The sequence below is a fragment of the Rhodopseudomonas sp. genome, from assembly GCF_048594845.1.
In the GTDB taxonomy this organism is placed as follows: domain Bacteria; phylum Pseudomonadota; class Alphaproteobacteria; order Rhizobiales; family Xanthobacteraceae; genus Rhodopseudomonas.
In genome coordinates, this window is the sequence record NZ_JBMDXE010000141.1 from 1 (window position 1) to 11,030 (window position 11,030).

Below are 11,030 nucleotides of genomic sequence, written 5' to 3' on the forward strand. Positions count from 1 at the left end.
TCCTCGCGCTGCTGCTCAAGGTCGTCGAGGAATTTGAGGAACATGATCCAGGTGAGAAGCGGCAGACGGTCGAGATCGCCGTTCAGTCCCTTGTCCTTACGCATGATGTCGCGCGCGGACTTGAGAAGGCTCCCGAGCACCTGGGAGGTCGTCATCGGTGCGGCGTCTGCGCCGTTCTTTTTCTTAGTTCGTACCATAAAGCAGTCCTTGCAGGTCATTCACGGCACGGCGAAGCTCGTCGGGGCCGCCGAACAGCTTGATGATTTCAGCCGGCTGGCCGTGGGTTGAGATCGGCGGAACCTTGAGCACGTCCGGCAGGACAAACTGCGCGTCACCGTGTTCCGCATATTTTTCCAGAAGCTCGTCCAGCACCTGACGCGCCTCGGGCGAGAACTTCTCGAAGTAGTCCTTGCGCTCGCCCTTGAGGCGCTGTGCCCGCTCGCGCCGGGTGCGGAGCGGCGCATTGAAGGCCAAATGGCACAGCAGGTCGAAGGGGTCGGCATCGGTCTGGCCCGTCTGTTCGGCCAGCGCGTCGAAGTCGATGCCGTGCTCGGCCAGCGCAGCGATAATCTCGCTACGCTGGTCTGCATCCGCCCACCGTTTGCGAAGCTCGGCGGAGGTCGGCGCAAGCGACCGGACGCTTTCGGCGGCGTAGTCGGTGTATTTGACGACGCGAAGCTGCTTGCCGTTCGGATCAAGCTCGTGGACCAGATGGGCCACGACTTCGACCCGGCCGCCGTCGAAATAGAATTTGCGCGGCTCGTCGGTCGGCGGCTCGATCACGCCGGGTTCACCTTCTTCCGGCGGGGCAGGCTCCGGTTCCTGCCCTTCGGGGATAATCTCCGTCGTCGCCGTGGTCTCTCCGGCGTCGTTGACTTCTTCTTCTGTGATCCGGGCCGGATCGCCGTCGAAATCCGGGTCGGCGAACATGCGGGTGGCCGAGCCGGTGTAGTCGAGGATGTTGAACCACAGCTTGCCGTAATCATCGCGAAGGCGCGTCCCGCGCCCGATGATCTGCTTGAACTCGCTCATGGACCCGACGACGCGCGCCAGTACCACATTCTTGCAGGTCGGCGCATCGACGCCGGTCGTCAGCAGTTGCGACGATGTGAGGATAACTGGCGTTTTGGTTTCGAGGTCTTGAAACTTCGACAGGTGGCCGCGCCCGATGGCGCCCTCGTCGGCGGTTACGCGCGCCACATAATCGGGATACTGCGCAACAAGGTCAGCATTGAGGTTGACCAGCGCCTGCCGCGTTTCCGAGGCGTGCTCCTGATCGACGCAGAACACGATGGTCTTGGCGAAGCGGTCGGTCTTTTTGAGGAAGTCGGTCAAGTGACGGGCGATGGCCTCCGTGCGGGCGCGCAAGGCGATGGACCGCTCGAAGTCCTTGGTCTGATATTCGTCATCGGGGATCGCACGGCCGAAGCGATCAACCTCGTCCTTGCTTGGGCGCCATCCAGCGGCGTCCCATTGGGTGACGACGCGATGCACCCGGTAGGGCGCGAGAAAGCCGTCGTCGATGCCCTGCCTCAAGCTATATTCGTAGATCGGGTTACCGAAATAGACGTAGGTGTCGCGGTTGTCCTCGCGCAGCGGGGTGGCCGTCATGCCGAGCTGATAGGCGGGCTCGAAATGCTCAAGGATGACGCGCCATGAGCTGTCGTCCCGCGCGCTTCCCCGGTGACATTCATCGATGATGATGAGGTCGAAGAAGTTCGGCGGATAGTCCCGTAAAAGCCCTGGACGGCGCTCGTCTTCGGCCAGCGCCTGATAGATGGCGAAATACATTTCCCGGCTTTTGACGATCTCGCCGGATTCGATCTTGTGACGCGCGTCCCCGAAAGGGGTGAAGGTCTTGTCCTTTGGGTCGTCAATGAGGATGTTGCGATCCGCAAGGAACAGGATGCGCGGCTTGCGGTGCTCGCCGGCCCTGTTCCAGCGGCTCGACCAGAGCTTCCAGCAAATCTGGAAGGCCACTATGGTTTTTCCCGTTCCCGTCGCCATGGTCAGAAGAAGGCGCTTCTTTCCGGCAAGGATTGCTTCGACCGTCCGGTTGATCGCGATCTGCTGATAGTATCGGGGTGGCTTGCCGCCGACCGTGTTGTAGGGGGCGATCAGATGCTCCACGCGCGCGGGGGCGTCGATCCCGCTGCCCACCTGATAGCGCCGCCAAAGATCATCAGGCGAGGGAAAGTCGGCGATGCGCGTTTCCGTCCCTTTGAAATAATCGATCTCGATAGTCTCGATGCCATTAGTGGCGTAGGCATACTTGAGGCCAAGTATCTCCGCATAGCTACGCGCCTGCTGCACCGCGTCGGTTGCCGATTTATAGCTGGCTTTGGCCTCGACCACCGCGAGCGGAAAATCCCGCGTGAAGCGCAACAAATAGTCGACCCGTTTGGGCGGCTTGCGGACAAAGCCCTTTCCCACCGGAATGACACGACCATCTGTGATCGTGCGTTGCTCGGCGATGGAATGGGGTTCGTCATCCCAGCCAGCGGATTGCAGTTTAGGGACGACGAATGTTCGGCACGTGTCGGCTTCGTTCGTCATCGTTGCAGAAGCCAAATCGTGTCAAGGACAAGGTTCGAGGTCAACCAGTGCGCCGCCACGGGCTCATCAATTGAGGGCGAAAGGCGTGCCCGAGCGTCGGCGTAGTGATCCTCGATGAAGTGGCTCTTGCAGCGCAAAGCGGCGGGCGCGCAGGCGCGCGCCCGGTCGTCAGCCAAGTCAAAGCGGCCTGCTTTGGAAAGACATTCCTTCGCGGTAGCCGCCAACCTGCGGGTGATCTGCCGTTTGGTCCTATTGCGCAATATCTGCTTGCGAGACATGACGCCCACCCCCTGCAACGACCGCGCGCGCTCAATATACTCAAACCCAACGCTTCATCAATCGATTGTAACGCTTTTTCAATGCGTTATTGTCGATTTACCTGCATGAGAATTTAGCACGGAGAAACTGTAACCCTCCACCTCTGAACCGGCGCTCCTTCCAATTGATGTCGCGGCGAACGAGACACCCGGTGACCATGATGGTGACGTTGCTTCGCTCGATTTTTCTTTGACGAGCCAGGAGTGCTGATCTCGCCGTTGTTTCAGTCACTCAAGTAGGCGCATCGCTCTGTTTCGAGTTGCTGAATTAACTCCCCAAAACGCGTATCGATCTGACGTGCTACCGCGCGCGGATCATCGGCTCCGTTGATAGACCAGTTATTGGTGATCGTGGTCGCGCCGCGGATTGACGTGTTTTCGCTAGAACTGGCGACTGCCGCCGCACCGTCGGCGGTCAGCTTCCGCAACATGCCGTTGGTCTCGATGCGGCCGGCCGCGCCCGGCACGAACAGTTCGGGGCCGCGCTCGCCGACAATTCCATAAGGCCAGTTCATGATTACAAGCTTTACCATCGCCAACTAGGGGTTGAATTGCAATCAGCAGAGCCGCATCCTGCCGGGATACGGAGCGGTCAGCATGTCAGATAAGATACCTTTCGGCCTAGACGGGGCGGTTATGGCCAAGATCGATTGGCAACTCGCGCTCACGCGGATTATTCACGACCTTCGATCCGACTTCATCTACGCTCCCCACATTGGCTTCATCTATGCAAAGGCAGGCAGTGAACTCATTTTGGAGGTGAAGGCGGCGTTATCCAAGGGCGCATACAGCCCGGGCCTGCCTGTCACGATCGAAGTCCCAAAGTCCTTTCGCATACAGGTCGCTGCGCATCCTGTGCGCCTAGGGCCAAGCTTTTCACGACCAGGAAGCATTCTTCTCCCTCACGATCGATTACTTTATCAGATTCTGGCAGACCAAGCGGCCCCTATCGTTGAGAAGAAGGCTGACCATTCACGCTCGTTTAGTCACCAACTTGCTGAGCTGGACAGCCCGGCGATGTTCACACCTACCAGGACCTGCTGGAGCGCGCTGCAGAGCGCCCTAGTGAAGCATTCGCAGGAGCAGGGCATCAAATATATACTCAAGATCGATGTTGCCAACTATTTCGGATCCATGAATCTCCACACGTTGATCAACGTGCTGAACGACTCCGGATATCCGAGTGAGCTACTGACTCGGCTCGAAACGCTCTTAACCAGCTACACAAGCAACCGTTCTTCGCGTGGAATACTTCAGGGAATGTTTCCATCAGACCTCTTCGGAAATTTCTACATGGAGCCAATCGATCGCTTCTTGAAAGATAATGATGTGTTGGCAGCTCGGTACGTCGACGATCTGTACGTTTTTATCGAGAGCGTCGAAGCTGCTGAGACCTTGCTGCGACAGCTTATCCCTCGTCTGCGCAGCTACGATCTCGTTCTGAATGAAGCGAAGTGCAAGATCATTCCCAAAAATCAGCTTCATTCAGAGGAGCCGGATCTACAGGAGCTGTTCGACGAAGCGGTTGAAGAGATCCGGGAACAACTCAACGATGAGGACTTCGACGCCGACTACGGATTTCAGTCCGAATGGGACGATGACGACGAAGAGGAGGACGACGAAGAGGAGGGCGAACTTAGTCTGGAGGCAACGAAGCAGCTCTTCGATTCCATCGGAATTTATCTCGGGCAAGAGGAGAACATTGAGCGGTTCTGCTTACCATTGCTTGCGAAAGCTGAATCAGACCACGCACTTCAACATGTGCTGGAGTCATTCAAGAAGCGCCCATCAATGGCCCAGATATATGCATCTTACGTTGCCAAATTCCTGAAACGTGAGAGCGTTCTTAATTCGCTCTTGGCCTTGCTAGTGGACTCGGAGCTGACCGACTGGCAGAAAATGTGGATTCTTGCTGCGCTCTCTCAAGCGGACGAGTACGACGATGCGTCCGTTAAGATCGCGCTGGACATCCTTCAGGACGCCAATCGTCACGAGACGCTTCGGGCAGTCGCGGCGATATTCGTCGGACGTTATGGAGATCATTCCCGAAGGATCACTTTACAAGGCGTTTACGCTACGTCCTCCCCCTACATTCAGAGCGCCATCTATTTCTCGTCGCGCAAATGGCCGAAGGTGGAGAAGCAAAATGCAAGGACGAATTGGGGGAGCCACACGCCATTAAATAGGCTTTTAACGATCGCAATTAGCAAAAAGTAGTGCCGGCACCATCTCGTCGTCGATTTTCAGCAAAGAGAGAAGGTTTTGGGCTCAAGATATGTGGCCGGCAGGCCGCCAAATCGAGCCTATCGGACCGCATGATGAGAACGCCCGCTTAGGGTCATTTGCGGGCAGCCGGCTAGCTGCGTGATCCTGACGTTTGAAGTTCCGGGCTTTCCGGCGCCGTCGTAGTGGGCTGGAGTTGCGGAATTGTGGACGGTTCTTTCGACGAGGATGGTAGCGTGGCTAATTCGTAAGGAAGGAACTGCGAGCGTCGGAGATGCATTGTCTTGCTCTCGCGTGAATGACGGAGCTAGTTCAGTTGGCTGCCATTCATGATTAATCGCTCAACAGTCCGCGCTGCTCGCTCTCCAGGTCCGCGAGCAGCTTCCGGAAGCGGCCGTCAATTTGATCTGCAATTGCCCGCGGGTCGTCCGCCCCGTTGATGGTCCAATGGTTGGAGAAGGAATACGTGCCCGTGCGGGTGGTCGTGGTGGAGCCGGCCACGGCTGAGGCCCCTTGTGAGGTCAATCCGCGAAGGGTGCTGTTCGTCTCGATGCGGCCCGTCTGACCGGGAACGAAAATCTCGGGGCCGCGCTCGCCGACAAGGTACGGCTTGCCAAGGCTCACCGGGCCGCCCATCGCGCGCGCGCCGGCCAGCGGAACGGGTGCAGTGGGTGCCGCTGCCTTAGCGCCAACGCCGGAGCACAAACCTTGGATGGCGCTGCAAACCTCGCCAGCTTTCTCGATGACAGTTCCGAAGAAGCCGATCAGTCGCTTGATGCCGTCGATCACGGTGTTGACGCCGTACGCCGCCTTACCGAACGGAGGGACGTCGCCTAAGGGCCAGCAGCGGACGTCAAAGCAACAGCCTGAACGGCTGGTTGTGAAGGACTCTCAGACACCTTTTCTACCTTGCTTCCGCAAGATAATAGCTTAGGTGACTCGCCGAACTTACCGCCCAAGGTGAAGGCGCTCGTCGAGTTGCTTGAGGCGCCCCTCAAGTTTCTTGACCCTCCAGGCGGTGGCTTGATCGAAAATGCCCAGCAAGCGTTGCGGGAGTTTGTGACGAAGTCCGATGCGTTCAAGTTGAGACAAGGCCTGCAGGACTACCGCCAAAGTGGCAAAAAGTGACGATGCTCCAGGCGCAGCACGATCTATATGCAGGAGCGCCCGTTCTAGATCGCCAGCGTCGAGCGGCTGGATGGCGACCAGTTCCAAGAGGACAGGGGTTGCCACTCCCTGCGCGACATAATGATCGAGCCATGCTCTTGCGGCAGCGAGCACGTCTGAATCGCTGCCCCGTTTCCGTAGGAGAAGGGAGAGAATTTCCTGACCACCGCGAATGTCAGGATGTGCTTGTATGAACGGCAGTGCGCGGCCTATGTACCGTCGCCAATTGGCACCGCGAAGTTGATCCCTATAGATTCCGAGTGCCCGAGGCGCGTCGTTTGTTTGGGCAAGCCATCGATCCTGTAGCTGATAGAATGACTTCGTTCTCGGCAACGTAGCAAGTGCGGCCAAAACCGCGCCGCTTTCCGAGCGCCCCATGAACTGATTTATATACTCACGCGCAAGGTGTTGTAGTGTCAATGGAGCTTGGACGGTGAGAACGCGCCCCAAAACCTCGCCAATCTCGGGATACTTGCGATTCTTTACGAGCCAGTCCAGAGCGACTTCGGCTGCTTGCCCTTGGAAGCTCTTCGATAGTGCGCTGATGGCGTATCTTGCAGCGGCGGGGACAGGACCAGCGCGGCGGAGAAATGAGGCCGCGGAGCGGCGAGCAACGTCGTCATTGCGACGATTCATCATAATTAGCGAAGCGGCTACCTCCGCTTTGGCGTCCGACGAGCCGCCTTCGACTGCGAGCAACTGGCGACCTTCTTCGCGTAGATTGGAGATATCTATCGCTGAAAGCCGCCGACTTGTCGCAGCTGCGAGCCAAAGGCGGAACAGCGGCGCTCTCGACGATGGCGAGCAACCCTCGATGAAGGCGCGATAAACCGCGTCCAACAGAGCTGTGTCCGGCGCCTGACTACCCGACCGCCTAAGTCGACGAACCGCTTCCCGCGTGTTGATAAGTGCGCCGAGAAGCGTTCTCGCCTCGGTCGCCTCGCCTTTGGCGGCGCGCATGGCTAGAACCCGGCCAAGGTCAGCCCCCCAGGAAGTAGCCAAGTCTGTCTCTTCAGTCGCGTCAATATACAACCGCCAAACGGCTTCCGCGTGGGCAAGACGTATACCAGACGTCTCCTCCATTGGCGAAAGCTCAATATCCGGCCGCTCCGAGGCGTACGCTAACGTATTTTGATCGCTTATGAGCGATCGTGGAGCGGCCAACCCAAGAGCGTTTACCGCCATCGCCGCCTTGAGATCTGCAGATAGCCCCCGTGTGGCACTCGACCGAGAAGGCGCGACGAGCGTCAGGTTCACCATGAACTCCGAAATACTGGCCCCTTCAGGACTTATTCCTGGAAGTCGTCGCCCAATCCGGCCCTCAGCCCAGTATCGCAGTGCCTCAAAGTCGGAAGTGGTCGGTTTCTTAATCTTTAGGGACGTCAAGGAGACGCGGCTTCCTATTGCAAATGATGCACTGTCCTCAGTCGTTCCACAGGTGATCAATCCAACGTAGGGTGAGCCGCGGTAAAAGGCCTCATCAATCAGGTCTTCAACCCCATCTCGGTCGACATAGGCGGCGATATCATCGATGAAGCCGATCTCTGCCTGGTTGTCTGCTTCTCGACGCGCCGCGGATTTCATCCAAGCTGACAGTTCGCCAGCGGAGGCGAGTTCAGTAACGGATGGAATACGATTCCGTCTAATAATCAGCTGCTCCAGCAACTGGAGTGTCAGAACAGACTTCCCATCGCCCGGCCTTCCTCCCAGCCAAAGTATAGGCAGACGCAGATCATCCTCTGCATAGCTCTGATCGAGCCCCGCCAACCAAGCCTCGGCGGCTTCTACCAATGGTCGCAAGGCATCACTTCGATCTAAGAACCGCCCTCCGACAAGGTCTGACAGACGGGGCCGCGCTCGTACGAAGAGACTCTTGACCCGACCCGCTCGGCGTTCGAACATATCCGGTGTCAGTAGACGCCCAGGACAGACATCCTCAGCTCGCACGTTCGCTCGGATATCAGAAATTGCCCGCATCAGCGCACGTTCGACACCGTCACGATCGCGCCCGTCGAATGAATCGAAGAGAGTGCCAAGAGCGTTCCTCGCAACGCGGTCTGGGTCGCGGACCCCTGCGGACAACAGCGTCCGGCGCAGAGATAAGCCAGGGCTGCTCATTACCTTCACAGGTGCCGTCGGATTGAATCTTTCCAACACCTTGTGAAGTTCGACGCGCGTAGCCGCCGGATCGTCAAAAACTTCGGAAGGGGTCAGGTCAGAAGGCTTCAGCCCCGTTTCGTCACGCTCACATATGATCTGAAATTCCAATTTGTGAGCAAAGGCCGGTGAGCAGAGATCGAGGATAATCCGCGCTTCGTCGACAGCGGCTGCTAGGGTGGATCGGGTAAGAGTGCGTTTGACCTGCGTCAGAGACACCTTGTCGCCCGCCACAGAAAGATCACTAACAGCTTCGAACGCATACGCTTCCGAAGCTCCTTCGATTAGGGCACGCCGAACGAAAAGGTCCAAAGCAATCGTTGCTTGGATTGAGAACCCGCTTAGCGACCACCAACCTCCATCCGCTCGGCGCCGCTCGTCGTGGGACCAGAGCTTGCGCAACTCAGCATAATTGTTGGCGAGTGCCTTGGATAAATCGCTAGTCGTCGTCACGCGGGTTCTGCCTTCATCCGGTGCCAAGTAGGAGAGTTGAGCCGTCGAAGGGCAACTCTCCTGATAAACTATACAGGTTCTTGTCATTTCCGAGAAGCAGTTATACCCCTTGATGTCATCTCGAAATTTTAAACCATCACGGTCAAGAGGTCTGATGGACTGTGGTTTTGCCGCTTTGGATCAATTGCAGACAATCAGACCGTGACGGCGCGTGTTATGAAGTCCGCGTAGCAAACCTCGACCCCTGTCACCGCTGAGTGTGGCCGCAGCGAAGAGAGACGCCGCCATTCCACAAATGTAGGCGGTCACCGGCTCGCCACCTGCGTCACGCCTTCTTCCGCCGGGGCCAGATGTACTCCTGCCCAAGCAGCGCAGGCGGCAAGACGATTTCCGAGAGGGACGGGAGATAGGCGCCGGGGCGGAACGAGACGTTGTCCACGACGATCTCACGTTCTTCGAGATGGTAGGTCCCTTGCCGCCAACCCTGCCGGTCGTACGCATCCGGTTGCCCGATACGGACGACTTCGCCGTCAGGCCCGATGGTGGCCCTGCGGACGGTTTCCTTGCCATTGTAGGGGTCAGTCAGTACCCAAACCTTACAACGTTCCGTGCGCGTAGTTGCCTGCCGGTCCGGCGCCTTTCGATGAAGCTTGTGGAAGGAAGGAATCGCGTCGTCGCTTCGACCGCGCTTGCGCAGTTCTTCATTGACGGCGTCGGTTTCGATCTGAATGGACTCAAGTCCAGCGAGTGCCGCCGCCACCGCGCTGGCGGCCTTCTGGTAGTCACGAAGAAGTTTCAGTGCATCAGTAGTCGCGGCAGTGCGTGCAGCACGTTCGCGAGCGGCAAAAGCGGCTTCTTCCGCCGCCCGTTTTGCCGCTTCCTCTGCGGCGCGAACCGTTTCGAGGTCCGCGCTCAGAGTTTCGATACGAGCAACCAGGCGAGCTTCCGACCGCTTCAGCTCCGCTTGCTTGGCTTCGGCGGCGATATGCTGTTCGTCAGTGAAGGTCGCCAAGCCTGCCATCGCGGCGTCGATCTTCCTTCGCACGGCGGCGAGTTCGGTTTCGGCCTTGGTGATTGCGTCGGTGATCTGCGCGCTAGTTGCGGGTGCGCCCCCGAGGAGGTTATTCAGGATGCCCATTGTGTCTTCGTCCTTTTGGTTATTGTGACTTGCTCGCGCGAAATTAGCGCAGCGGTTGAAACTCGCCGCGATAGTAGGCGGCGACGGTCTCGCGACCACGGTCGAAGGCGGCTTCAACCTTAGGTGCGGTGGTCTGCGCCTTGGATTGCGGCGCGCTGGCGGACGCTGCAGCTGCGGCGGCCGGCCGCGTCGGTCCCGGCTTCGGTTCGATCGCGGCATAGGCTTCATGCGCACGAAGCCAGCGATGGTAAGCGACATGCTCGTGCGAGGTGGCGAACATCAAGTTGTGAGCAACACCATGCCGGGCGTTGAATTGCTGATCAGCCAGCGACCGGCGGGCCGCCGCAAGTTGGGAAGTGGCGGCCTTGAGTTCGGCGAACCGTTCATCGCTAGTCATCGATCGCCACCGGCTGCGATGTAGGCTTCAAGGTCGGCGATCGGGTACACAGTGCGGCTCCCGATCTTAATCGTTCGGGGACCAAGACCTTGCGCCTCAAGGCTGCGCATCGTCTTGCGGCAGCGGTTCAACCGCCGCGCGGCTTCGGATCGACTCAGGTAGGCCATGATTCTCTTGTCCAGTCTGTGGAGTTAGCTCCCGGCCGAAGCCGGGAGCCTTCCCGTTGGTATTCAACCCGTCAGACGGAAGTCGAAGCCGGCTGACTGGTGAAGAGTGGACTATTCGAGGACAATCGAAGAGCCCATTTCAGTAGCCCTTAGTTCAGCGGGCCGGCGGCTTCGATTTTGGCGAGCGTCTGCGCAGCGGCTTCGCGTGCGAGTTGCTGTGACGCGGCGAGCGATACGATGGCAGCCCACGTCTCAGGCATAGTCTTGCTGAGCTTTGCCGACAGTGCGGCAAGGTCGGCAGCCGCGTCGGTGGAAATCACTTCAGCCGCCGGGACCGGGACCAAGTCGATTCCCAGCACATTCAGGACAGCGGCAGCACTCGCGTAGCCCGGCGTCGATTTGTGGCGCCAACTTTGGATCGTAGTCCGCAGAACGCCGGATGCCTCGACAACGTC

9 protein-coding genes and 2 pseudogenes are annotated in these 11,030 nt (G+C 58.5%); 1 reads left to right on the top strand and 10 read right to left on the bottom strand.

Features of this window, described 5'->3' with window-relative positions; genetic code table 11:
• The 4 genes and pseudogenes from ACOJTD_RS08475 to ACOJTD_RS08490 form a co-directional block, all read right to left on the bottom strand.
• Positions 1 to 218, bottom strand: a pseudogene (locus ACOJTD_RS08475) (SAM-dependent DNA methyltransferase); the annotation flags it as partial.
• Complete coding sequence (hsdR, locus tag ACOJTD_RS08480) at positions 184 to 2,556, bottom strand: EcoAI/FtnUII family type I restriction enzme subunit R (protein ID WP_420132477.1); 2,373 nt, start codon at positions 2,554 to 2,556, stop codon at positions 184 to 186. The gene hsdR and the pseudogene ACOJTD_RS08475, both read right to left, overlap by 35 nt.
• Positions 2,553 to 2,834 carry a hypothetical protein gene (locus ACOJTD_RS08485; RefSeq protein WP_420132478.1) on the bottom strand — a complete coding sequence of 94 codons (282 nt, stop codon included), beginning with the start codon at positions 2,832 to 2,834 and terminating at the stop codon, positions 2,553 to 2,555. Before ACOJTD_RS08485 ends, hsdR begins: the two co-directional genes overlap by 4 nt.
• A 263-nt stretch (positions 2,835 to 3,097) precedes the next feature.
• Positions 3,098 to 3,388, bottom strand: coding sequence for a hypothetical protein (locus tag ACOJTD_RS08490; RefSeq protein ID WP_420132479.1), 291 nt, complete (start codon positions 3,386 to 3,388; stop codon positions 3,098 to 3,100).
• A 121-nt stretch (positions 3,389 to 3,509) separates the two neighbouring features.
• On the opposite strand from ACOJTD_RS08490, the gene ACOJTD_RS08495 reads away from it, so the two are divergent.
• Positions 3,510 to 5,090, top strand: coding sequence for a reverse transcriptase domain-containing protein (locus ACOJTD_RS08495; protein ID WP_420132480.1), 1,581 nt, complete (start codon positions 3,510 to 3,512; stop codon positions 5,088 to 5,090).
• A gap of 339 nt (positions 5,091 to 5,429) precedes the next feature.
• Here ACOJTD_RS08495 and ACOJTD_RS08500 read toward each other — a convergent pair whose 3' ends face one another.
• The 6 genes and pseudogenes from ACOJTD_RS08500 to ACOJTD_RS08525 all read right to left on the bottom strand — a co-directional run.
• Positions 5,430 to 5,885, bottom strand: a complete 456-nt coding sequence (locus ACOJTD_RS08500; RefSeq protein ID WP_420132481.1) for a hypothetical protein — start codon at positions 5,883 to 5,885, stop codon at positions 5,430 to 5,432.
• 159 nt (positions 5,886 to 6,044) lie between these two features.
• The gene (locus ACOJTD_RS08505; protein WP_420132482.1) at positions 6,045 to 8,960 is read right to left on the bottom strand and encodes a hypothetical protein; all 2,916 of its coding nucleotides are present in this window, start codon (positions 8,958 to 8,960) and stop codon (positions 6,045 to 6,047) included.
• A gap of 238 nt (positions 8,961 to 9,198) precedes the next feature.
• Positions 9,199 to 10,011: a hypothetical protein gene (locus ACOJTD_RS08510; RefSeq protein ID WP_420132483.1), complete on the bottom strand. Its 813-nt coding sequence runs from the start codon at positions 10,009 to 10,011 to the stop codon at positions 9,199 to 9,201.
• A 43-nt stretch (positions 10,012 to 10,054) separates the two neighbouring features.
• Positions 10,055 to 10,408 (bottom strand): hypothetical protein, encoded by a 354-nt coding sequence (locus ACOJTD_RS08515; RefSeq protein ID WP_420132484.1) that lies wholly within the window; start codon positions 10,406 to 10,408, stop codon positions 10,055 to 10,057.
• Positions 10,405 to 10,575, bottom strand: a complete 171-nt coding sequence (locus tag ACOJTD_RS08520; protein WP_420132485.1) for a helix-turn-helix transcriptional regulator — start codon at positions 10,573 to 10,575, stop codon at positions 10,405 to 10,407. Before ACOJTD_RS08520 ends, ACOJTD_RS08515 begins: the two co-directional genes overlap by 4 nt.
• A gap of 149 nt (positions 10,576 to 10,724) precedes the next feature.
• Positions 10,725 to 11,030: pseudogene (locus ACOJTD_RS08525) on the bottom strand (hypothetical protein); the annotation flags it as partial.

What these genes read in the sequence shown, in the direction of transcription:
- hsdR (WP_420132477.1), bottom strand. Translation starts at nt 2,556, where the DNA reads ATGACGAACGAAGCCGACACGTGCCGAACATTCGTCGTCCCTAAACTG.
- ACOJTD_RS08485 (WP_420132478.1), bottom strand. Translation starts at nt 2,834, where the DNA reads ATGTCTCGCAAGCAGATATTGCGCAATAGGACCAAACGGCAGATCACC.
- ACOJTD_RS08490 (WP_420132479.1), bottom strand. Translation starts at nt 3,388, where the DNA reads ATGAACTGGCCTTATGGAATTGTCGGCGAGCGCGGCCCCGAACTGTTC.
- ACOJTD_RS08495 (WP_420132480.1), top strand. Translation starts at nt 3,510, where the DNA reads ATGGCCAAGATCGATTGGCAACTCGCGCTCACGCGGATTATTCACGAC.
- ACOJTD_RS08505 (WP_420132482.1), bottom strand. Translation starts at nt 8,960, where the DNA reads ATGACAAGAACCTGTATAGTTTATCAGGAGAGTTGCCCTTCGACGGCT.
- ACOJTD_RS08510 (WP_420132483.1), bottom strand. Translation starts at nt 10,011, where the DNA reads ATGGGCATCCTGAATAACCTCCTCGGGGGCGCACCCGCAACTAGCGCG.
- ACOJTD_RS08515 (WP_420132484.1), bottom strand. Translation starts at nt 10,408, where the DNA reads ATGACTAGCGATGAACGGTTCGCCGAACTCAAGGCCGCCACTTCCCAA.
- ACOJTD_RS08520 (WP_420132485.1), bottom strand. Translation starts at nt 10,575, where the DNA reads ATGGCCTACCTGAGTCGATCCGAAGCCGCGCGGCGGTTGAACCGCTGC.